The organism is Nocardia lijiangensis NBRC 108240 (assembly GCF_001613045.1).
GTDB classification, from domain to species: domain Bacteria; phylum Actinomycetota; class Actinomycetes; order Mycobacteriales; family Mycobacteriaceae; genus Nocardia; species Nocardia lijiangensis.
Map to the genome: position 1 here is coordinate 59,351 of NZ_BDBP01000029.1, position 22,888 is coordinate 82,238.

Annotated in this window: 21 protein-coding genes; 4 read left to right on the top strand and 17 right to left on the bottom strand. The window is 65.7% G+C overall.

All coding sequences use genetic code 11. The annotated features are described in order from the left end of the window. Positions 1-30 precede the first annotated feature (30 nt). The 6 genes from NL1_RS11680 to NL1_RS11705 form a co-directional block, all read right to left on the bottom strand. A complete protein-coding gene (locus NL1_RS11680; protein ID WP_067837938.1) occupies positions 31-1,512 on the bottom strand; it encodes an ABC transporter ATP-binding protein in 1,482 nt (493 codons plus the stop codon). After that, positions 1,509-2,177 (bottom strand): energy-coupling factor transporter transmembrane component T family protein, encoded by a 669-nt coding sequence (locus NL1_RS11685; protein WP_281180814.1) that lies wholly within the window; start codon positions 2,175-2,177, stop codon positions 1,509-1,511. The genes NL1_RS11680 and NL1_RS11685 overlap by 4 nt, the downstream gene beginning before the upstream one ends. Positions 2,178-2,275: 98 nt before the next feature. Further along, the gene (locus tag NL1_RS11690; RefSeq protein ID WP_067837815.1) at positions 2,276-2,851 is read right to left on the bottom strand and encodes an MptD family putative ECF transporter S component; all 576 of its coding nucleotides are present in this window, start codon (positions 2,849-2,851) and stop codon (positions 2,276-2,278) included. A gap of 100 nt (positions 2,852-2,951) precedes the next feature. Then, positions 2,952-4,667, bottom strand: coding sequence for an ABC transporter ATP-binding protein (locus NL1_RS11695; protein WP_067837818.1), 1,716 nt, complete (start codon positions 4,665-4,667; stop codon positions 2,952-2,954). Continuing rightward, a complete protein-coding gene (locus NL1_RS11700) occupies positions 4,664-6,502 on the bottom strand; it encodes an ABC transporter ATP-binding protein (RefSeq protein WP_067837823.1) in 1,839 nt (612 codons plus the stop codon). The genes NL1_RS11695 and NL1_RS11700 overlap by 4 nt, the downstream gene beginning before the upstream one ends. After that, on the bottom strand, positions 6,499-7,503 hold the full coding sequence (locus NL1_RS11705) for an alpha/beta hydrolase (protein ID WP_067837825.1): 1,005 nt from the start codon (positions 7,501-7,503) through the stop codon (positions 6,499-6,501). The genes NL1_RS11700 and NL1_RS11705 overlap by 4 nt, the downstream gene beginning before the upstream one ends. A gap of 60 nt (positions 7,504-7,563) precedes the next feature. Here NL1_RS11705 and NL1_RS11710 point away from each other — a divergent pair, with 60 nt between their 5' ends. From NL1_RS11710 to NL1_RS11720, 3 genes are all read left to right on the top strand, one after another. Continuing rightward, a complete protein-coding gene (locus NL1_RS11710; protein ID WP_084510508.1) occupies positions 7,564-8,343 on the top strand; it encodes a helix-turn-helix domain-containing protein in 780 nt (259 codons plus the stop codon). A gap of 382 nt (positions 8,344-8,725) precedes the next feature. Then, positions 8,726-10,504: an alpha-amylase family glycosyl hydrolase gene (locus NL1_RS11715; protein WP_156094813.1), complete on the top strand. Its 1,779-nt coding sequence runs from the start codon at positions 8,726-8,728 to the stop codon at positions 10,502-10,504. A 39-nt stretch (positions 10,505-10,543) separates the two neighbouring features. Next, complete coding sequence (locus NL1_RS11720) at positions 10,544-10,819, top strand: hypothetical protein (protein ID WP_067837833.1); 276 nt, start codon at positions 10,544-10,546, stop codon at positions 10,817-10,819. Positions 10,820-10,916: 97 nt separating this feature from the next. Here the strand turns inward: NL1_RS11720 and frdD are convergent, their stop codons facing one another. From frdD to NL1_RS11745, 5 genes are read right to left on the bottom strand one after another with little or no spacing between them, the layout of a single operon-like run. After that, positions 10,917-11,270, bottom strand: coding sequence for a fumarate reductase subunit FrdD (gene frdD, locus NL1_RS11725; protein ID WP_067837840.1), 354 nt, complete (start codon positions 11,268-11,270; stop codon positions 10,917-10,919). Beyond that, positions 11,267-11,659, bottom strand: coding sequence for a fumarate reductase subunit C (locus NL1_RS11730; RefSeq protein WP_067837843.1), 393 nt, complete (start codon positions 11,657-11,659; stop codon positions 11,267-11,269). Before NL1_RS11730 ends, frdD begins: the two co-directional genes overlap by 4 nt. After that, a complete protein-coding gene (locus NL1_RS11735; protein WP_067837949.1) occupies positions 11,656-12,399 on the bottom strand; it encodes a succinate dehydrogenase/fumarate reductase iron-sulfur subunit in 744 nt (247 codons plus the stop codon). Before NL1_RS11735 ends, NL1_RS11730 begins: the two co-directional genes overlap by 4 nt. 5 nt (positions 12,400-12,404) lie before the next feature. Further along, a complete protein-coding gene (gene frdA, locus NL1_RS11740; RefSeq protein ID WP_067837846.1) occupies positions 12,405-14,147 on the bottom strand; it encodes a fumarate reductase (quinol) flavoprotein subunit in 1,743 nt (580 codons plus the stop codon). Positions 14,148-14,172: 25 nt separating this feature from the next. Beyond that, entirely contained in the window at positions 14,173-14,406 is a 234-nt protein-coding gene (locus tag NL1_RS11745; RefSeq protein ID WP_245673191.1) for a hypothetical protein, read from the bottom strand. Between the two features lie 397 nt (positions 14,407-14,803). Between NL1_RS11745 and NL1_RS40015 the strand changes: the two genes are divergently transcribed. Next, complete coding sequence (locus NL1_RS40015; protein ID WP_307622481.1) at positions 14,804-15,391, top strand: VldE C-terminal domain-containing protein; 588 nt, start codon at positions 14,804-14,806, stop codon at positions 15,389-15,391. A 310-nt stretch (positions 15,392-15,701) separates the two neighbouring features. On the opposite strand, the gene NL1_RS11755 is transcribed toward NL1_RS40015, so the two are convergent. The 6 genes from NL1_RS11755 to NL1_RS11780 all read right to left on the bottom strand — a co-directional run bounded on the left by NL1_RS11755 (position 15,702) and on the right by NL1_RS11780 (position 22,886). Then, complete coding sequence (locus NL1_RS11755) at positions 15,702-16,634, bottom strand: DUF8020 domain-containing protein (protein ID WP_307622483.1); 933 nt, start codon at positions 16,632-16,634, stop codon at positions 15,702-15,704. Between the two features lie 165 nt (positions 16,635-16,799). Next, positions 16,800-18,170, bottom strand: coding sequence for an MFS transporter (locus tag NL1_RS36415; protein ID WP_162272719.1), 1,371 nt, complete (start codon positions 18,168-18,170; stop codon positions 16,800-16,802). 90 nt (positions 18,171-18,260) lie between these two features. Then, on the bottom strand, positions 18,261-19,433 hold the full coding sequence (locus tag NL1_RS11765; protein WP_067837854.1) for a thiolase C-terminal domain-containing protein: 1,173 nt from the start codon (positions 19,431-19,433) through the stop codon (positions 18,261-18,263). A 3-nt stretch (positions 19,434-19,436) separates the two neighbouring features. Further along, positions 19,437-20,975, bottom strand: a complete 1,539-nt coding sequence (locus NL1_RS11770) for a class I adenylate-forming enzyme family protein (protein WP_084510510.1) — start codon at positions 20,973-20,975, stop codon at positions 19,437-19,439. Continuing rightward, complete coding sequence (locus NL1_RS11775; RefSeq protein ID WP_067837858.1) at positions 20,972-21,397, bottom strand: Zn-ribbon domain-containing OB-fold protein; 426 nt, start codon at positions 21,395-21,397, stop codon at positions 20,972-20,974. The genes NL1_RS11770 and NL1_RS11775 overlap by 4 nt, the downstream gene beginning before the upstream one ends. Next, the gene (locus NL1_RS11780) at positions 21,390-22,886 is read right to left on the bottom strand and encodes a hypothetical protein (protein WP_067837865.1); all 1,497 of its coding nucleotides are present in this window, start codon (positions 22,884-22,886) and stop codon (positions 21,390-21,392) included. Before NL1_RS11780 ends, NL1_RS11775 begins: the two co-directional genes overlap by 8 nt. Positions 22,887-22,888: the final 2 nt, after the last annotated feature.

Consider the following 22,888-nt stretch of genomic DNA (forward strand, 5'->3'; position numbering starts at 1 on the left):
GACGGCGCTGCTGCCGTGGCCGGTCCGGCTCTACCGACCGAGGGGACGCAAAGGCAGCTCCTGGTCTGCGGCGAGAGCGAGCAGGTCGGCGTCATGGCTGATGAGGACGACCACCGCGCCGTCGGCGGCGATGTCGCGCATGGCCCGCGTGATCGATTGCAAGTGGCGGCGATCGACACCGGAGCTGGGTTCGTCGAAGATGACGATCCGGCGGCCGCTGAGGCGGGCCGTGGCGACGACCAGGCGCTGCTGCTCACCGCCGGCGAGCGACAGCGGGTGTCGGTGGCCTAATCCCTCCAGGCCGAGATCGGCGAGCACGGCGGCGGCATGTTCCGCGTGAGCCGGGCGCGTGCCGAGCCGGAGTTCGGCGGTGACGCTGTCGGTGAACAGTTGCCGCTGTACATCCTGCATGACAATGGCGGATTCGCGCTGCCGCTGCGAGCGGGACAGCGGGCGGCCGTCGAGGAGCACCTCTCCCGCGTGCCGTTGCAGCCCGGCGAGGATTCGAGCCAAGGTGCTTTTTCCCGCACCGTTGGGGCCGGTGACGGCGGTGATGGTTCCGGCGGGCAGATGTGCTTCCTCGATGTCGAGCACGCGGCGTCTGCGGAATGCGCAACGGATCCCTCGGAGGAGGACACCGCCACAAACCGCGTCCGGTCCAGGTGTTGGTGTGACAGAAGCCTTTTCACCAGCATGGTCCTCCATCGCAGGGCAGGGTTCACCGGTCCCGATGCTGCGGCCATGAGCGAAAGCTTTTGCCGATACCAATCTTTCGGGTGTATCGAGGCCGCGCAATCCCTCGGCGCGCAGCATCTCGTCGGTCAGTCCGGCGAATTCGGCTCTGGTCCACTCCTTTCCGATTCGGCCGTTGTGCCGGAGTACCACGATCCGGTCGGCGAGTCCGCGCAGATAGTGCAGCCGGTGTTCAGCGATGACGAGAGTCACGTCCAGGTCTCGGAGCCGGCGCAGCGTAGCGGTGAGATTTGCGATGCCCTGCGGTGAAAGGTTGGAGGTCGGTTCGTCGAACAGCAGCAAGGATGGTTCATGGGTGACGGCCGCCGCGCACGCCACCCGCTGCTGCTGGCCGCCGGACAGATCCCGCAACCGGGTGTGGACGAGATCGGTGAGCTCGAAGTCGGCGATGACCGAGCCGACGCGGTCGCGGATGCGATGCGGAGGTGTACCGAAATTCTCCAGCGCGAAAGCCAATTCGGCATCGACGGCGTCGGTGAAGAACTGTCGGCGCGGATGCTGCAGTACCGTGCCCGTCACTCGCCCGACCTGCGCGAGATCGGTGATCGGCTCCGCACCGACGCGGACCTCCCCGTGGAGGGTCCCCGGATGGAGGTGCGGGATGAGGCCGTTCATCAACCGCAGCATCGAACTCTTGCCCGATCCGCTCGGCCCGCACACCACCACCGTCTCACCGCGCTGGAAGTGCAGGTCCAATCCGTCGAGTACGGGGGTGGCGCCGCCCTGATACGTCCACCGGACATCCTTCAGCAGAATCACCGCCCGGACCTCCACAGCATCGTCACCGTCACGAGCATCACGATCATGACCCCGGCCAAAGCATCGGCGGGACCGAACCGCAGCGGATGCATCGACGTCGGCCGTGTGTGCGAGCCCAGCCCGCGCAGCAGTGCCGACGCCGAAAGATCTTCTGCTGCGAACAGACTCGACGCCATGAGCGGCACCGTGAAGTATTCGATGCTGCGAATCGGATGCCGCAGCATCGCCCGCCGGCCACCCAGCCCGCGCAGCTGCATGGCGTCACGCACCGCCCGCGCCTCGGCGACGACGGTGGGCACGAACCGCAGCATCACCGCACCGGACACCGTGACCGCAGACGGCACCCGCGCCGACCGCAGCGCAGCGGTGAACCGGGCAGGCGAGACTGTGCGGATCAGGTGTATGGCTATGCCTCCGACAGCCACCAGCCGTAGTGCGTATCCGGTGACGATCCCGGCGAAGCCGAGCACCGGCCACGCGGCGACCGACGGCAGCAGATAGGCCACCGCGGCGATGATCCCCGCGGCCACCGGCAATCCGATCGCGCGCCGCCAAGCGCGCTCGGAGATCGCCAGCAGCACACCGGCGGTCAGCGCTGCCGGAACGAATCGCACTCCTCCGGGCGCCATGACTGTGATGCTCGCGGCTAGCAGCAGCGCCACCACAGTGCGCGGGTCCGGCGTCCATCGTGGGACGGCCTCATTCGATGCGGCAGAGACGATCGCGCTCGGTGCGGATCGGCTCGGCTGCGGGACAATACCGCTCACGCGAGTCCGGCTTTCCGGAAGTGCTTGTCCAGCAACCGAAGTCCGAGCACACCTCCAATCAGGCCGAATACCAGCGTGGACAGGGCGAAGGTGAGCAGCACGGCCGGCGAGAGCAGTGCGTCCAACTGCTCGGTATAGTCCGCACCCTTCTCTTGCATGGACTGGCTGGAGAGGAATTCGTCGCGGGCATAGAACAGCGGCAGGAACAGCCCCACGAACCAGGTGCTGAATACCGCATAGGCGAGCACACTCAACTGCCGTGAACGGTATCGGCCCACCCACAGCAGCACCTCGGCGATCAGCGCCGCCGCGATCCCGACGACGAAACCGATCGGCGGCCCTCCGATGAGCAGCATGAAACCGCTGACGAGGACAGCAAGGACGGTGACCATGCCGGCATGCCGAACCCTGGTGAGGAACAGCATGAAAGGCACACCCGCCCCGACGATGCTCGCCGCGACCGATACCAGTGTCGCCACCGGATTGAGGTACTCGAGCAGGCTGAATATGCCCACGGTCACGACGTAGAGCGCGCCGAAGACTCCGATGTCGATGAGATCCCTCGGACTCATCCGGAAATCGATACGGCGACGGGCGGATTCGACGTTCACGATGCGCTGACTGCTCTCATGTCGGCTGGACTGTGTTCGAGTAGCGGGACCTGTTGGCCGCTCATCCGGCCGCTGTCGGTGTCAACGAGAGGTTCCAGAAGTCGGCGTAGCGGCCGCCGTGACGTAGCAGCTCGTCGTGGCTGCCCGCTTCCTCGACGCGGCCGCCGTCGAGGAACACGATGTGATCGGCGCGTTGGACGGTCCGCAGCCGATGCGCGACCATCACCACCGTCCGGCCCGCCATCAGACGCTCGATACCCTCGTGGACGGCCGCCTCGTTCACCGGGTCCAGTGCGGAGGTGATCTCGTCCAGCAGCACGATGGGCGCGTTCTTCAGCAGGGCGCGTGCGATCGAAACACGTTGGCGCTCACCGCCGGACAGCAGTGCGCCACCCTCGCCGACCTTCGTCGCCCAGCCGTCGGGCAGCCGCTCGATCACCTCGTCCAATCGCGCCGCGGTCGCCGCCGCCCGAACGTCGGTTTCACTGGCGTCGGGACGGCCGAGGCGCACGTTCTCCTCGATGGTTCCGTCGAACAGATAGACGTCCTGGAAGACAATGGCGATCTGCGCCATCAACTCCTCGGTGCTCATCGCGCGCACGTCCACGCCGCCCACACGCACCGCGCCCGCGTCCGCGTCGTAGAACCGCGCGAGCAGTTGCAGCACTGTGCTTTTGCCCGCGCCCGACGGTCCGACGATGGCGAGCCGCTGTCCCTGCGGCACGGCCAGTGACACGTCGTCGATCACCGCGCGGCCGCCGTGCCGGAAGGTGACGGAGCCGAACTCGAGGTCGTGGCGTTGCGGCTGGATCGATTCGCGCGGTTCCGGCAGCGTCTCGGTGTGCAAGAGCGCATCGAGTCGCACCAGCACGGAACGCGCGACGCGGAGCTGGCCGCCGATATCGGCCAGCGACAGCAGCGGATCCGCGCAGCGGGCGGTCAGCACCAGGATCGCCAAAACCTCTGCCGCGCCGATATTTCCGCCGAGCACCAGGTAGGCGGCCAGGACCAGCAGCACGGTGAAGATCGCCTGCACCGTCAGCGTCAGGCCCACCACGCCGGGCAGCGCGGACACGGTCGACCGGCGGGACGCGCGCTCGAGCTCACGCAGCGAGTCGTCGAGCAACCGGAAGCGTTCCGTTGTCCGGCCGCCGGCGCGCAGCACCGGCTGCGCCTGGAGATACTCGATGACCCGCCCGGTGGCCTCGTGTGCGCGTTCGGCGCTCTCGGCGTCGCCGGCGGCCGTCGACCGTCCCGTCCAGACCTGCACCGCCACCACGAGCGGGGCGGCGAGCACCGCGGCCACTCCCATCTGCCAGTTGAAGGCGAGCATGACGACAACGATCGTCAGCGGAGTCAGCGCGGCGGAGATGAACGGCGCCAGCAGATGCGCGATCACGCTCATCGCCTCCAGAACACCGCGACTGGCCAGGACGGACACTTCCCCGGTCCGGCTAGCGCTGTACCAGCCGAGGGGCAGGCGGGCCAGGTGATCGCCGAGACGGTGGTACATACCCTCCAGCAGCGTGGTTCCGGCACGGAAACCGGACAGGTCGCTGAGATAGCGCAGCGCCGCGAAGACCGCGACCGCGGCCCCGAACGCGATCAGCCAGGGCCAGGCATCCGCGGGAGTGCTCCCGAACAGCGCCCGCAGCACGGGAACCAGCAGTGCGTAGGACAATCCCTCGACGACGGCGGTCGTCGCCATCAGCGCCACGGTGCGGCGCACCGGAGGGGCGTACTCGGGTCCCAGCACGCGCAGCAGTATGCGAATCATCGGTACTCGTCTCCTTGCAGTGCACCGGAACGGGTTTCGACCTCGTCGGCGAGCGCCGATCGATGGGATTGCCAGTACGCGGCGAACTTTCCGCCCCGTGCCAGCAGCTCGGCGGGTGTGCCGCGCTCGACGATGGACCCGTTCTCCAGCACCACGACGGTGTCGGCGTCTGCGATGGTCTCCAGACGATGGGCGATGACCAGGATCGTCCGATCACCCGCCAGCGTCGAAAGGGCTTGGCGCACCGCCAGTTCGGTCTGCGGGTCGGCGAAGGCGGTCGCCTCGTCGAGCACAAGGACAGGAGTGTCGGCGAGCAGTGCGCGGGCGAGCGAAATCCGTTGCGCCTCACCACCGGACAGTCCGGCATCCGCACCGATCACCGAATCGTATCCGCGCGGCAGCTCGAGAATTCGATCGTGGATGTTCGCCAAGCGGGCGGCGCGAACCACGTCGTCGAGGTCGGCGTGCGGCACCGACAGCGCGATATTCTCCGCGACCGAGGCTCGCAGCAGGCGAACGTCCTGGAAGACGAACGAGACCATCCGGTACAGCTCCCGGCTGCCGAGCTCGCGCAGATCGACACCGCCCAGGACGACCGAACCGTGGGCCGGGTCGAAGAACCGCGGCAACAGCTGCACCAACGTGGACTTTCCGCTTCCCGACGGACCCACGAGCGCGGTGACCGTCCCCGGCTCGAGCACCAGATCGATCCCGCGCAGCACGTCGCGGCCTGCGTCGTAGCCGAACCGGACGTCACGCAATTCCACTCGGTGCCCCTGCGGTGCCACCGGCCGCGCGGGCTCCGGCAGCGCAGGCACCTCGAGCACGTCCCGGATCCGGCCGACCGCGCGGCGGGCCGCCTGCATATCGTCGAAGCCGTGGCCGAGCGCCGCCACCGGAGCGGTCAAGCCCAGTCCCAACAGCAGGAACGGCAGCACATCAGCGGGGGGCAGCGAACCGTTCGTGACCAGAGCGGCACCGCCGACCAGCACGACCAGCAGCACGAACGGCGGCGACAGCACCAGCTGCATCCCCGCGGCGATCGGGGCGAGACCGCGCACCCACCGGAAGAAGGTGCCGACGAATTCGTCCACGGCCGTGCGGAATGCGCGGTGGGCGCGCCCGGACCCGCCGAACGCCTTGACCACCGCGATGCCCTGCACGAACTCGATGACCGAACTCGCGACCCGTCCCATCGCCGCGTCGAACTCCTCCTGCTCACGCAGCCGGGTCGGGGTCATCATCAACGGGACCAGCGCTACTGCCAGCACCACCGGTATCAGCGTGATCAGCGTGAGCCGCCAGTCGACGGTGAACAGGTAGATCAGCGACACCAGCGGCACCACGAAAGCGGAGACCAGCTCGCCGGGGGTGTGGGCGATGAACGGGTGCACGGCGCTCACATCGTCGCCCACCACCTGCGACAGCTCACCGGTCCGGCGCCGGGAGAACCAGCCGATCGGGACCCGCCCCAGCTGCGCGGCCAGTTGCCTGCGGAACGACAGTTGCACCCGGCTGTCGAGCAGATGCCCGATCCCGGACGACCCGGCCGTGAACAGCAACCGGACGAGCATGCCTGCCGCGCCCGCGAGCACGACGATCCAGACATGGCCGTCGTCGATCGGGCCGGGCGACAACAGGGTTCGCCCCAACTCGACAACCGCCAGCAATGGCGCCAACCCCGCGACAGCGCCGATGACCTGCAGGACCACCAAGGCGGCGAAACTGCCGAGATAGGGGCGCAGGAGCCCGAAAATGCTTTGTCCCGCAGCGGAATCGGAAGCTGCGAGCGGCGGGGAAAGCTCCCTCCTCTCGGCAAGATCGGTGGTGGTCATCGCCGCCCCGTCTTCGTCGCTCCCAGCGCAGCACTGCCCGAGTGCTCCAGCAGGTGGCTGCGCAGAAAAGCGAGGATCTCGGCGCGAGCGGGCCGGGCTGCGGGGACCACTCCGGGCATACTCAGGAAGGCGTGCACCGCGTCCGGATAGCGGGTCAGCGTCGCCTCGGCTCCCGCGTCTCGCAGCCGATCGGCATAGGCCGGTGCGTGATCTTCCAGCGGGTCCGTACCCACAGCTTGGATGAGGGCGGGGGCGAGTCCCGCGAGGTTGTCGATGTCCACTGGTGAAATCGCGCGAGGGTCGAAGGATTCGGGAAGCACGATGCGCTGCACCGCCCGGCAATTGGCCGGTGTCGCGGTGGGACTGTCCGCGTTCTCGGTGAACGACGGGTACTCGAAGACGCGCTCGGTCCAATCCAGCTGCGGATTGATCAGCACCTGGGCGCGCACCGGCAGTCCCAGTTCGACCGCCCTGATCGCGGTGAGTGTCGCGAGGGTAGCTCCCGCGCTGGCGCCCAGCAGGGCGATCCGAGTGGGATCGATTCCCCACTCCGTGGCGTCTTCGACGATGCGGACAACGGAGTCATAGGCGTCCTCGACGGGTGCGGGCGCGGGGTGCTCGGGCGCCAGCCGATAGTCGACCGAGACGACCACGGCCGGACATTCGGCCGCGAGGTGACTGAGCAGCCAATCGTCCTGGTCCGGTGCGCCGAGAATCAAACCGCCGCCGTGGAACGCGACGATCAGCGGCAGCGCCGAGCCTTCCCCTTCAGGCCGGTACACGCGGGCACTCAACCGACGCCCCGGCAGATCGAGCGTGCGTGTTGTGATCAGCGCGCGAGGGTCGGGCCTGCCGGTGACGATCCTGCCGAGAGCGGACCGGCGCTTGCGGTGCTGCGCTTCACGCACCTCGATGACCTGGGCCGGGGTGATCGAATCCCAATCCGGTTCGGTCGAGAGTGCGGACAGAATCCGCACCCCAAGGGGAACTTTGCCTCGCATGACTGCCCTCCAGACTCCTGGGCCGCCGTGTTCCGGCGGCCTACCGATACCCTGGCAAACGTGACCATCGACGCGCTTTCGGAAATCTGCGGTCCGGCACGGACGCCGGTGGCGTGGGTGCGGCCCGGTCACGTCGGCTATGTCGGGCCGGATCTCGGCGTCGACCCGCATTCCCCCTCGGTCGCGATGCTCAGTGTCGGCTTGGACGCGCCGCTCGTCGTGCACAGCGCACAGGGGCCGATACGCACCGGCAGTTCATTCGCCCCCGCCCGCACGACGCAGCGCGTCGTCGCCACCCGGGGCTGGATTCTGGCGCTGTTCGTCGATCCCGCGGGCGCGCCCGCCACCGCCATCGCCGACGAGATGACCACCGCCGCAGGTCCTTTCGGCCTCACTCACCGGCGAGAGCGTGAGCTCGTCGAGCTGTGCAATGGCCCCCTCGTGGATCCGGACCACATCTACGCCCGAGCCATCGCCGGCCCCGCACCCGTCGCCGATCCACGCATCGAGCGGGTCGCCGCCATCATCCGCAGCGACCCGGCCCACACCTTCCGCGCCGAGCACATCGCCGCGAACCTGGGCCTGTCCACCACCCATTTCCTCCGCTTGTTCACCGCGCAGTGCGGCACCACATTCCGCGGCTATCAGCGGTGGAACCGCATGATCCACACCGTCCGCGGCGCCGTCAGCGGCCACGACCTCACCCGATCCGCCCTCGACGCAGGCTTCGCCACCCCGTCCCACTTCAGTGAAACCTTCCGCGACATGATCGGACTACCCGCCACCAAGGTGTTTCGCGCCGGCATCCACTTCGATCTCGGAACCTCGCCCGCGTCGTAGTGTTCGCAACGGGCCTGCGCTGGCGTCGCTCACCGCACCTGAATAGCGCGCCGACTGGTTCCTTCATCCGATCCGATGAGATCATGCCCCGAACGTCGGCGACCGATCCGGAAATCGAGTAGCAAACTACTCGCTACGGCTGCAGCGGCGCCCGATAACCTTCCATCACACCCAAGACCGCCGCATCGCGCTTTGGTCGAGACCTGCGCTGTCGGCGCCAGTGAGCTACCGCATCTCCGGGCTGTTGCCAGCGATCCGCAACAGCATGCGGTATCTCAGCAGGCTGGGAGCGGACGCTTCGGCCTTGCCTCGACCGGACGCGAGCACTCAGGGGAAGGAAGGCGGCGCGACGATGACGACTACTTCGCAGTCGCGATCGCAGATGGGTTCGATCGCTCATGACAGGGGTGTGGCGTTTCGGGTGTGGGCGCCGAACGCGGACAGTGTCGCGGTCGCCGGAAGTTTCAACGGGTGGTCGATGTCGGCGCATCCGCTCGTCGACGAGGGGGAGGGTGTCTGGTCGGCCGAGGTGGATTGCGCCAATGCCGGTGACGCTTACCGGTACGTGATCGTTCACGAGGGTGTCGAGCTTGCCTGGCGATGCGATCCGTACGCCCGCGCGATGGCGAGTTCGGTTGGCGACTCGATCATCGATGACCCCGCCTACGACTGGGGCTCTGTGCCTTTCCGCATGCCGGATTGGGACGATCTGGTGATCTACGAGCTGCACATCGGAACGTACAACGACGAGCCGGTCGGTCGTCCAGGCGACGTGGCGCGGGTGGCGCAGCGGCTGGATCATCTGGTCGACCTCGGTGTCAACGCCATCCAGCTGCTGCCTCCGGCCGAGTTTCCCGGAGGCTTCTCCTGGGGCTACAACCCGTCCTCGATCTTCGCCGTCGAGACCGACTACGGCGGGCCGCAGGCCTTGCGGGACTTGATCCGGGCGTCGCATGACCGCGGCTTGGCGGTGCTGTGCGATGTGGTCTACAACCACTTCGGTTGGGCGGACTCGAGCACCTGGCGTTTCGACGGCTGGTATCAGCATGGCAAGGGCGGTATCTACTTCTACAACGACTGGCGAGACCGCACACCGTGGGGGCACACGCGACCCGATTACGGGCGTCCCGAGGTTCGTCGATACCTGCAAGACAACGCCCTGATGTGGTTGGAGCAGTTCCGGTTCGACGGACTGCGTTGGGACGCAACCAGTTACATCCGCAATGTCGACGGGAACGCCGACCCTGGCACCGACTTGCCGGACGGGTGGCGCCTGCTGCGCCAGATCAACAGCGAAATCGACACCCGCCAACCGTGGAAGATCAGCATCGCCGAAGACCTGCAGAACAACGAGTGGCTCACCAAAAGCGTCGACAGTGGCGGGGCTGGGTTCGACAGCCAGTGGGATGCCGGGTTCGTCCATCCGATCCGCCGCGTCCTGACCCGGGTGCGCGACGAGGACCGAGACATGCAGGCAATCCGTGCCGCGGTCGAGCACAGCTACAACGACACCGCCCTGCAGCGCGTCATCTACACCGAGTCCCACGACGAGGTCGCCCGGCTCAACGGCAAATCACGACTGCCCGAAGACATTTCACCGGGTAGCGCCAGCAACTACGTCGCGAAGAAACGCTCCACATTGGGCGCGGTATTGGTCTTCACCGCTCCCGGTATCCCGATGATCTTCCAAGGCCAGGAATTCCTCGAAGACGGCTCCTGGCACGACGACGACCCGCTCGACTGGACCAAACGCGACACCCATCGTGGAATCCTCCAGCTCTACCGAGACCTCATCGCACTACGCCGGAATCAGCGCAACACCACGCGAGGCCTGCGCGGTCCCGGCGTCCACGTGCACCACATCAACAACACCGACAAGATCCTCGCCTTCCACCGCTTCGCCGAAGGCGGGCCCCGCGACAGCGTCATCGTGGTGACCAACCTGGCCGGCCGCCACTACGACCGCTACCGGGTCGGGGTACCACGAGAAGGCCAGTGGCGAGTGCGATTCAACAGCGACTGGCAAGGATACGATCCCAGCTTCGGAAACCAGCCGAGCGCAGACGCCAACAGCGACCCACACGGAATGGACCAGATGCCCTACAGCATCGAAATCGGCCTCGGCCCGTACACCGCCGTCATTCTCTCCCAGGACGGGTAGGAACCATGTCTCGAGCACATCGAAAGCGAGGTCAGCGACTTGAACGAGCGCGTCGCACGCGCCTTCCTGACCTCGATGTCGGAACCGATGTGGCGGAATCTGGCAAAACTGGGCGGCGGGAACTTCGGCCACTATGTGCGGAACAGGGGATTGGAAAGGGAACTGCGGTATCTGCGAGATATCGGATACATCGACGTTCAATCAGTGACGCAGATACCCGAAGAGGGCGACAACTTGTCCGACTGGGTCCGTATCACGAAGACCGGGCGTGAATTCATCGCCTTGCGAAAGGAAATCGATCCGCACGGGCAATGAGGTTGCTCACCCTGGCCAGCAACGGATTTCAGCCGCGCTAGCGGCGAGCAGCGGGCGACGTCGATCCCGATCGACAACAGCGCCCACTGCGGTCATATCAGACGCGCAGCAGGAGGTAAGCGGCGGTGACCGAGCCGAGGACAGCCCCGCCGTAGCAGACCACGATGATCAACGTACTGAATTGCCCGAGCCGCAAGCCGTGCTCCAGTGTGTACCGGAAGCGGTGTGCCCAATGGAATAGCGCCAGCGCACAGAGTCCGAACAGGACCAGCCGGGTAACAGGGTGGCGCAACACCGAAAGCAGGTCCGCGTGATCCGGCGCGGACAGCCAGTCCAATGGGAAGGCGAGGCCGAACAGAAACAGCAGCACCGGTATGAGCAGTGCAGCGGCCATTCCGCCGATGCCGAACAGCAGCCACGCCAACGGTTCCAGGGATTTCTTGTTCGTCATCGCAGCACCACCACCAGCACGATCGCCGTCAGCAGACCCCACAGCAGGTAGTGCAGCCCAACGATCACGGCCGGTGCAACGCGCCGGTTCCGTACCCGCACCGCCATCGCCTTGGGCGCGAGATCGAACCAGGTGACCGTGTGCAGGAGCACGAACAGGAGGGCGATCGTGTTCAGTGCAACGACCCACCCGCTGGCGCTCCAGCTCAGAAACCGCTGATACTCCTCACTTCCGGAGCTGACCGCATTCACCAGAAGCAGGAGATACACCACGAACCAGGCGACGAACACGCTGCTGAGTTCACGCAGGGCGAAGATCAGGTATGAGCGGCGGCTCATCCACCAGAAGGTGGAGACCGGCTTTCGATACAACCGAGTCGTCGTGGTCATCGTGCCCGCCAAGGCATCAGCCAATCTCGGAGCGATTGGGTGGCCGCGGTCAGCTTGTAGCGTTGGATCGCCCCGGCCGGATCAACCCCCTTGGGGCAAGCGGTGGTGCACTCGCCGACCAAGGTGCAGGACCAGACGCCCTCGGCGGAGGAGAGCACATCCCGCCGATCCGCGGCTCCCTCATCGCGCGAGTCGAGGTTGTAGCGTTGCCCCAGCGCGATCGCCGCCGGACCGATGAACTCGGGCTCGAGCGCGAAGACAGGACATGCCGAGTAGCAGAGCATGCAATTGATGCACATACTGAATTGCTTGTAATCGTCCATTTCCGACGGTGTTTGCAGGTACTCGCCGTCATCGAGTGGCCGGTGTTCCTCCCTGATCAGCCATGGCTTGACCGCGGTCAGCTTGTGCATGAAGTCGCTGATCTCGATGACGAGATCCCGGATCACCGGGAAGTTGCGCAATGGCTCGACCCGCACCGGCCCCGGCGCGTAGTCGGTCAGGAAAGTGGCGCAGCTCAGTTGTGGCTCACCGTTGACGGTCATGCCGCAGCTACCGCAGATGCCCATCCGGCACGACCACCGGTACGACACCGTTCCGTCGAGGTAGTCCTTGATGTAGTTGAGGCCGTCGAGCACCGTCCATTCCTTGCGCAGCGGAACCTCGTACAGCTGCATAACCGGTTCGTCGTCTCGATCCGGTCGGTAGCGCGCGACTTGCAGTGTTATCCGGTCCACAATCGCCCTCACCTCCCATATATGCGTTCGCCCGGAGGCCAGCGAGTGATCGTCACCGGGAGGTACGAGACGCGGCCCGAACCATCCTTCTGCCGATGGATCATCGAATGGGCCAGGAATCGCTCGTCGTTCCTTGCGGGGAAATCGGTCCGTTGGTGCGCGCCACGGGATTCCTCCCGTGCCAGCGCGCAGGTGATGATGCATTCCGCCACATCGAGCATGCACGACAGCTCGAGCACCGCCACCAGTTCGGTGTTGAACGCCCGGCTGTGGTCATCGAGGCAGGCGCAGCCGAACCGCTCGCGAAGCTCGCGCACCTTGTCGGCCCCCTTGGCGAGGGAGTCGCCGTCCCGGTAGATCCCGGCACTGGCCTCCAGCGTCTCTTGCATCTCGGTGCGGATGGGTGCGATGCGTTCGGATCCCTCGGCATGTCGAGCGAGTTTCCGTTTCAGCCGGTCCTGTTCGGCGCGGCCGCGCGCCAGAACCGCCGACGTCTCGCGGGCCGTGGCCGAACTCGCGTACTCGGCGGCGGCACGACCGGCTCGCGCACCGAAGACCAGCAACTCGGGCAAGGAGTTCGACCCGAGCCGGTTCGCGCCGTTGATACTGACGCAGGCGACCTCGCCGACGGCATACAGACCCTCCAGCGGTGTCGCGCCGTGGATGTCGGTATGAATGCCGCCCATCATGTAGTGGACGACGGGACGTACCGGGATCAGCTCCCGGACCGGGTCGATGTTCTGGTACTTCGTGCAGAGCTCGCGCACGAACGGCAGTTTCGTGTCGATGAGATCCGCACCGAGGTGGCGGATGTCGAGGTGGACGACGTGTCCGTACGGTGTGCCGACAGTCCGGCCCTTGTCGAGTTCGTGCACGAAGGCCTGCGAAAGCCGGTCGCGTGGACCGAGTTCCATACTTCGCATCACCGGTACCGGTGATGGCGTCCCGAGGTCGTAGTCCTGCAGGTAGCGATAACCGTCCTTGTTGAGCAGCCAGCCACCCTCCGCGCGCGCTGCCTCGGTGATCAGGATGCCCGTGAACGGAAGGCCGGTCGGGTGGTACTGGACGAACTCCATGTCCTTGAGCGGCGCGCCCGCTCGGTAGGCCAACGCCATACCGTCGCCGGTGTTGATGTTGGCGTTGGTGGTGAACGGATACACCCGGCCGCAGCCACCGGTGCACACGATGACAGCGCTGGCGAGAATCGTTTCGACGCGTCCGGTGGCCAGTTCGATGGCTACGACGCCGCACACCTTGCCGTCGTCGACGAGCAATGTTGTGGCGAACCACTCGTCGTACCTGACGATGTCTCGATACGACAGCGCGGTCTGGAACAGGGTGTGCAGCATATGGAAGCCGGTCTTGTCAGCTGCGAACCAGGTGCGGTTGTTCGTCATGCCACCGAACGCGCGTACCGCGATGCGCCCGTCCGGTCGGCGGCTCCATGGGCAGCCCCAATGCTCCAGCTGGAGCAGCTCGCGCGGTGCTTCCTCGACGAAGGCCTCTACGGCGTCTTGGTCGCAGAGCCAATCGCTGCCGGAGACCGTGTCGTAGGCATGCTCGTCCAAGCTGTCGCCGGGACCCGCGACCGCGGCGGCGCCTCCCTCGGCGGAGACGGTGTGGCTGCGCATCGGATAGACCTTGGAAACGATCGCGATACTCAACCGCGGGTTGTGTTCGGCGATGGCGATGGCCGCTCGCAGGCCCGCGCCGCCCCCGCCGATGATCACGACATCGTGAGAAGCGGTCATGGTGGCACCACCCGGGCGTCGGTTGTCAGGCCTCGAAGTCGGCGCTGTGCTCGTCCATCAGGACCTTGCCGTCATGGCGGACGGTCCTGATCCGAACGCTGCCGTCGTGGAATTCGTGTCGAATCTTGCGGCAGCCGCAGTCGTAACGAAGGTCATCGATGATCAGGCCCGCTTCGTCGTCTTCGCGGTGGCGAGCCCCGCCCCGCAGCTTCCCGCATGGGGCGCGTTCGGTGCTGAACTGCTCGGTGGTGCTGAGCACATCCACCTCCCGGCTAACCGGTGGCACACCTTACTGATCGTGTAGGAACATAAGCGTACGCGCATTGCGCCGAGGCCGCAGGAGGCGTTCTGGGTCTGGCGGACACGGCCACCTGCGTCGATGCATGGTCGGCGAACCGGTCCGACTTCACCGGTACCTTGCCCACTCGTGGCGCCGGACGGTTCGGCGGGCTGCGCAAGAGTTGCCAGCTAGCAGCCGCGTGTAGGCGCGGATGGGGGTGGCGAGACAGGCGCGGGCGTGACATTTTCGCGACTATTTCGTAATGTAACGGTGATCATTTTCCCGACAGTAGCTGGTGGCCGACATCATGCCTGGACAACATCGAAAACAGACCGCAGCAGCCTGGAAGCTCACTCCTCGGGCTGCGTGTGGCCTCGTGGCGACTGTCGCCGTCGTGCTGTGGGTGGCGATCCGACTGAGTCCGGCTGCTCAGCATGCCGCGGCAGTCGATTCACTGTCGTCGTCCGCCGTCGAATCGGACCCGGCACCGACCATCGGGCCGTCGACAGCTCGACCGGCGCCGGCAGCGGCCGCAGTCGCAGCCGAGCAACCACCCCCGTCGGAAAAGATGGCCAAACAGCACCTGCCCCCACCGCCTCCCTCCTTCCCGTGTTCGACAGAACTCGTCGGCACGCGGCCGCATGTGGCACAGGTGGGCAACATGCTCAAGAAGACGTTCGGCGTCACCGACGTCGGCGGCGCCGTCGGCCGTTACGACGGTGACCACGGCGCCGGCCTGGCGCTCGATCTCATGACATCCGATTCCGCGCGCGGCGACGCGATCGCCGAATTCGTCCTGGCCAATCGGCAGCGTTTCGGTGTGAGCTACGTGATCTGGCAGCAGCGGTACAACGACGGCAGCGGTTGGTCGTATATGGAAAACCGCGGGAGCCCGACCGCCAACCACTACGACCATGTGCATGTGTCGTTCCACCAGGCCGCCGCTGTGGACGTAACCTGCTGATTGCGCGCCACGCCGGATACCTTCGCGACCTGCGCCTCGGCGGATGTCGACTGGACACTGCCTGCTGAAGCTTCGCCTGCAGTCGTGTGCGTATTCGTCGTGCCGGTGGGGGAGTTGATCCTCTAGCGCGTACTGCGACTTCGGGTTTGTCGGTGGGCTTGTGCCCATGAGGGGCAGCGCAGTGACGGTCCCACCGACCGATTGCCTCCGCGCGGCGGACATTGGACTGCGCCGCGCTGGTAGGGCGCGGCGCAGCTGATCAACGGTTGGTGACTCCGGAGCAGTGTTCTCTCCGGATCAGTTCTTCCGTCTATTTCTTGGGCTCGGGGAAGGGCTCGTTGATGGTCGTGAAGTACTGGATGCCTGCCGCGATGGCGACCGGTGCGCCGACGAAGATGGAGCCGGCGACCACGCCGATGGGGGCGAGCGCGGCGGCGCCGATGAGGCATCCGGCGAGCGGGCCCGCGCCGAAGAGGGTCGCGAGGGGACCGGTGAGGGCGGCACCCGCGGCTCCGCCGAACAGGCAGCCGATCGTGCCGGATCCGACCGCACCCACGATGGCGCCGATTCCGGCGCCGAGGATGACGGTCTGGCTCATGCGTGCCCAAGCCGCGACTTCGCGGTCGTAGGGCGTCTTCCACGGTGCTTGCTGTTCGAACGGCAATGCGGCGGGCTTGTACTGTGCGCGGTCCATGTCGAGCACGGGGGTCAGGGTGGCGGTGTTCCCGTCGATTTTGGCGTCGATGGGGAACGCGATGTCGTCGACGTTGAATTCCAGGGGTACACCGGCGAGGATTTCACCGGTGTTGGAACGGATTTGGAATTGACCCTGGTCGACGATGAGCTTCCCGGCGTCGACGGTGATGACCGCGGCGTTGCCGTCCTTGTAAGCCTTGTAGTTCACGCCGGGCGCGACATCGACGCTGAGTGGGCCCGAAGCCGGTGCAGCCGAAGCGGTTCCGGCGGTCAGGCTCAATACGGCAGCGGCAATAACCGCTGCGGCGGCAGCTTTGGTGGTGCTCATCACTGATTTCCTTGTGCTAGTTAATAGTTGGGCTGAGGTATGCTGGTTCAGTACGGTCAGATGCTGGAGGCTTGGACGACCCGGTGAATGTGTTGTTCCACCGAGACGCCATGGGGGCATGACGCACTCCTTTCGCTGTTCGACCGACCGTGCCGGGCTGTTTTCGGGTGAGCGTTCGGCTTCGGTCGCGATCCGGTCTATGAGTTGGGCAAGGGCCACGATGTCGTGGGTCAGCCCTTTGACCTGCCGCGCGGCTGAACTGAGTCGAGGCGGCCAGGGAGTTGTTGTAGCACGAAGTTCAGCGGCGACGACTTCTCAACGCAGATTGAACTATGGGTCGAATATTTTCTTCGGAATACTCGAACTCCCGTGGGACATCAGAACTCAGGACGCTCCCGCCCGATCGATACTCATACCGCGGGTTTCACGAGCACGGAGCATGACAGGTCCGAGGCACACCAGGAATATCGCGGAGATCAACCAGAACGGTGCACTCGTCCCCAGATTCGACTGAATAAAGGGAATCGACGCGACGATGAGAACTCCACCGAAGCATCGGGTGGCGGACTCCACGAACCCGGCGGCGGTTCCTCGTGCGTGCGTGGGGAATTGCTCGGCGGTGAACAGCTTGGTGAAGGGCACCAAACCCGTGCAGAAGAACGCACTGGTGAGTCCGAAAGCGACTGCGAGCGTTGTGTTGTCCGACAGCGCGAGCAGGCTGAAACCGAACCCGGCACCGAGGCTGTAGAGGAGGAAGGTCTTCTTACGGCCGAGTCTCTCGGCAAACTGCCCCACCGCGATCGCCCCCACTGCGCCGGTAATGACGATTCCGATGGTGGTGGCCAGTGCTGCCTTGTCCGACATCCCCATGTCCGAGTAGATCGTCGGCGCGTATACCAAGAGCACATAGGTAGCAGCACTTGCACCGGCGCAGATAAGCAGGCACAGAACGAAACGGCCGAGGAGCGGCTGACGAAACAAGGCCGCAGACTTGCTGCCTCCGTCGGTGCCTGCCTCGTATTCGGCCTGCACGATGGCGGTGATCCCGGGATCCAGGAGGCCGTCGTCGTGCTCGTAGCCTGCTTCGCGTTCCATCCGCTCCACCAGCGCCTGCGCTTCGGCTCCACGGTTCTCGAGCAACAGCCAACGCGGGCTTTCGGGCAGATACCGGTGGATGAACGGCACCGCCAGGATCGGAAGGCCACCGAGGAGGAACATGATGCGCCAGGCCAGTTCGACAGGAAGATGATCGACCATGGCAAGTGCGGCCGCTTGCGGAACGAGATAGCTCAGCGCGAGCACTGCGGACGCCGCGGCGATCATCCTTGCGCGGGATCGGGTCCCCAGCAGTTCCGAGAGCATCAGGTACGGAATCGGGAAGACCGCTCCGAGCGCGAGGCCGCCGAGAACGCGCATCGCCATGATCCAGCCGACGTCCGCCGACACTGCGCACAGCACGGAGAACAGTGAAAACAGCGTGACGCCCCAGAGCAGAACAACTTTGCGGCCATAGCGGTCGATGAGGCGGCCTGCGAGGGCTGCGCCCACGATGATGCCGGTGGTGGAGGCGATGCCGAGTTGGGCGGTGCCCTGGGCTGTCAGGCCCCAGGGCTCCTTGACCAGCAGCAGGATCGGGCCGATCACCCCGGTCTCGAACCCCTCGGCGAGCCAGATGACGGTCACGAGGATGGTGGTCAGCAGTGCTGTCCTGGTCATCGGTAGTCGGTCCAGGCGGGAGAGCAGGTTGGCCGTCACCATGGCACCCGGCGGGATAGTTGTTTCTTGCATGGGGCCTCCTTGGAGGGATATCTGGTCGGGCGAGACCACGATGGCCGGGCCGAGAATTCAGGCCGCGTCGAGGACCATGACCATGTGCGCGGACATGACCATTCCTCCTGCTTGCACCAAGCAGGTACGTGCGCCGGGGACCTGACGCGGGCCGCATTCGCCGCGCAGTTGGCGGACCGCCTCGATCATCAACTGCATGCCGAACTGGCCGGAATGGTTGAACGAGAGCCCTCCGCCTGAGGTATTCAGCGGGAACGATCCGCCCGGGGCGATTCGTCCGCCGCCGACGAATGCGCCAGCGCCGCCGGGCTCGCAGAACCCGAGCGCTTCCAGCGCTACCAGCACATTGATGGTGAATGCGTCGTAGATCTGGACCATGTCGAGGTCTTGGCGGTCGAGCTGCGCCATGGACAGTGCGTCATCGGCGATCGTGCGCAGCGCGCCGTTGTCGAGCCAGTCCTCGTTGCCGAGTGGGGTCAAGTGATGCCGGTAGGTGTCACCGAAACCTCTGATCGACACCGGTTTCTGCGCCAGATCGCGGGCACGGTCGGCGCTGGTCAAGATCATGGCACCGGCGCCGTCGTTGATCTGGCAGATGTCGAGCTTGCGTAGCGGGTCGGCAATACGCGGTGACGCGAGGTAGTCCGCCATGGTCAGCGGATCCTGACGCGCCGCGTTCGGATTGAGCTGTGCCCACCGGCGGGCGGCGAGCGCCACCTGGCCGAGATCCTCTGGCGCGCCGCCATATCGACTCGAGTACAGCTGGGCCAGCATGGCGTAGTACCCGACCGGATTGAGCATCCCGTACGGCGCCGCGAACTGACCCACAGGTGAGCGCGGGTCTTGGACTACCCCGCTGCGCGCACGACTCTTGTCCAAACGCTGTGTGCTGCCGTAGGTGACCAAGGCGACTTCGCACAAGCCTGCCTCGATGGCCGCCATCGCATGGACCAGATGGGTGATATTCGACTGGCCACCGACCACCGTGCTGTCGACATATCGAGGGTGAATACCGAGGTACTCGGCAACGAGCAGGGCGTTCGCCCGATCGTCCCAGTGCGCGAAGACACCATCGATGTCGGCCAGGCCGAGCCCGGCCTCGAGCAGTGCCAGGCGGGCTGCCCGGCATTGCAGCGACAGCGCCGTCGACCCGGCGGGCGCACTGCCCAGTCCCGCTTCACCCACTCCGACAATGGCGTATCGCCCCGTAAGAGCGCTCTTGTCCGCCATCTGTCAGTCCGTCCCGAGGGATGCGGCGATGATCTTGGCGCGGACATCCTTCTTGAGAACCTTGCCGACCGCACTGCGCGGCAACGTCTTCCAGAATTCGACCTGCTTGGGGGTCTTCAGGCTGCCGAACCGGTTCCGGCACATCGCGATGATGCTCTCGGCGGTCACCTCGGACGCCGGCTTCAGCTCGACCACGACGGTGAGCCGCTCGCCCCAGTCGTCGTCGGGCACGCCGACGACCGCGCAGTCCTGCACGCCGGGATGCGACCAGATCAGCTGTTCGATCTCACTGGGATAGATGTTGAACCCGCCGGAGATCACAACGTCTTTGCTGCGATCGACGACGTAGAGGTAGCCGCTCTCGTCGAAGACCCCGATGTCCCCGGTGTGGTGCCAGCCGAAGCGGTGAGCTTCGGCATTGGCCTCGGCATTGTTGAGGTACCCGGGAGAGACCAGCTCACCCCGGACCACGATCTCCCCGCGCTCGCCGGCCGGGACGAAGCCGCCGTCGTCGTCCATCAGCGCCACCTCACACGCCCCGGTCGGCCGACCGGCCGACGCGAGATGCCCGACGGCCGCATCACCGAGGGAATGATCCTGACGCGTGAGGCACGTGATCACTCCCGGCGCCTCGGACTGCCCGTAGAACTGAACGAACACCTGACCCCAGAGTTTCAAGCCTTCCTCGAGCTTGTTCACCGACATCGGTGCGGCGCCGTAGATCACGTACTCGAGGGAGGAACAGTCACGTGTCTGTGCGTCCGGGTGTGCCAAGAGCCGGTAGATCATCGTCGGCGGCAGGAAGATGTGTGTCACCTGCTCCCGCTCGATCAGCTCGAGGATGACCGCGGGGTCGGTCGACGGCGCTATCACGTTGCGTGTGCCGAAGGCGGACAGTCCCATTGCCGTCGCGCCCGCAGCGTGGGTCAGCGGCGCCACCACCAGGTGCACCGGGTCCTTCGCCGGTGCGGTGAACTGATTGACGATGCGGTAGGCGGCAAGCAGGCAGCGGTGGCTCTGCATGATCGCCTTGGGGCGACCGGTGGTACCTCCGGAGGCCTTGATCAGCGCGATGCTGTCGATATCGCGTCGTGTGTTGCAGGTGTGTCCCCGGTGGTCTCGTTTCCATGCCTCGGTACTGGGCCCGGGCGCTGTCCCCTCATCGAGCGCGATACATGCTGTGAGCGTGGGTACTTCGGACCGGATGCGGTCTATGTGCGGGAGGTACTGCTCGTGGTAGACCAGCGCCGACATTTCCGTGAATCGCATGAACCAGATCAGGTCCTCGATCTGGTCGCGGGCGTTGAGCGGTACGTAGGTGGCGCCCGCACGCAGGATCCCGAGCATCGCGACGAAGCCGTCGGGATGATTGGGGGACAGAATGCCGATGGTGCCGTTCGCGAGTCCTTCCTGGGTCAGTCCGTGTGCAATCGCGTGCGAGGCGACCACGACGTCCCGGTAGCTGAGCCGCAGTGTGTCGGACTGCAGGAACGTGCGCTCCGGGTATCGGGCGGCTCCGGCGTCGAAGAAGTCGGTGATCATCGGTCGTCCAGATCTGTCAGGGTGAATTGGGGGAGGACGGTGGTGTTGCTGACGCGTTCGAAGCGGACTTCGACGCGGGCGCCGACGCGGATGCGGTCGATCGGGCAGTCCACGATGTTGGTCAGCAGGCGTACGCCCTCGTCGAGGTCGATGAGGGCCACGGCATAGGGAACCTTGTCCACCATCGACGGATCGGCCGGAATCCGGCAGATCGTGAAGGTGTAGATGCTCCCCGCTCCCGCCGAGTCCACCCATTCGAGGTGCTCGGACAGGCACGCTGTGCAGAAAGCACGCGGATAGAACTGATGACGCCCGCAACTCTCGCAACGCTGGACCACCAGCCGCTCCTCGCGGGCTGCATCCCAATACGCTGCCGTCTCGGTGGTGGGGCGTGGTTCCGGACGCAGCACGTCGTCAGCCATTGGCTCGCAGTTCGAGGCCGGGTGCGACCAGCCGCACGTTCCGCTTGCTCCGCATCCGCCTGAGTCCGGCCATCACCTCCACGATCGACTGCTCGACGCTGAAGGTGTCCTCGACCGGAACGAGTGCGTCGATCTTCTTGTCGTCGTACATATAGCGCAGGATCATTTCGTCCGGCGAGAGGTGCCCGTACCGTTTGCGCAGTTCCGGCACGACCGGGTCGAGCTGCGGCGGTGTCTCGGAAACATCGCGCGAGCCGTTGTTCATCACCAGGTCCTTGACGTTGTCGTCGACGGGTAGCGGCAGCGTGCCGAAGTATCCGCACACGTACTTCTTCACCTCGTCCGGCACCACGCTGTAGCGCTCGGTGTTGAGCACGTTCATCACCGCTTGGGCGGCGACGATGGCGGGGAACGGCGTCGCCATGACAGGCGAGCCCAATTCCTCTCGCACCCGGCCGATCTCCTCGATCACCGCGGGCAGCTTGTCGGCGATTCCGGCCGCCTTCAGCTGCGCCTCCAGATTCGTCATGGCGCCGCCTGCGTACTGCGTCTGGTAATTCGCCGGGTCGTATTCCGCCGGGACTCCGACGGGGTAGTTCAGCTGCGCGGCGAGCTTGCCCAGGTAGTCGCCCACCTCGTCGAGTGCTCGGTCGTCGACATCGACGTGGAACCCCAAGGCGCGCAGATCCCGTGCCGTCGTCTGCGCCGCTGGCAGCGAGTTGCCGTTGGCCAACGGGTCGATGGCAGTCAGTATCTGATCCGCGCCGTACACCGCCGCCTCGAGCGCGACCTGCGGACCCATCCCGGTCAAGCAATGTGTGTTCAGTTCCAGCCGGGTGTCGCCGATCGCCGCGCGTAGTGCCGGTACCAGCGTCCGAGTGCGTTCGACCGTCAGGCTGCCACCGGCGTCGCCGAGGCAGATCGTGTCCGGGTCGAAGCGATCGATGACCTCGCGGGCCTGCCGGATGTAGAAATCATCGTCGTAGCCAGGGGCGAGGTTGAACACGAGAGCGATCGTGATCTTCGCCCCGAGCCGCTTCGCGGTATGGATCGCGGGTGCCACGTTGTCCCAGCAATGGAGGGAGTCGAGGACCGCGAAGTCACGGATGCCGTTGACGAACATCCGCTCGACGAAGAGTTCGTTGATGTCGGTCGGACGTGGATAAAAGCCGTGCAGCAAATTGCTGCGGATGGCGGTACGGAGGGGAGTTGCCGGGATCCGGTCACGCAGCAGACGCACCCGCTCGAACGGATCTTGTTGCAGGAAAAGGATTCCAGCGTCGAAGCCCACCATCGCGAGCGCCTCGACGGTACCGAAACCTGCTTGTTCGATCCTTTCCGCGATGGGCAACATGTGTTCGGTGCGCATCCGGGTCGCCCACAGGCATTGATGAGCATCCCGGAGCGTGCCGTCGGTCAGGCTGATCGTCCGGCGCCGACCTGTGCGCGCGTAGTCGGCCTCGACAAGGTTCCGAAGGTTGGCCAGCACTG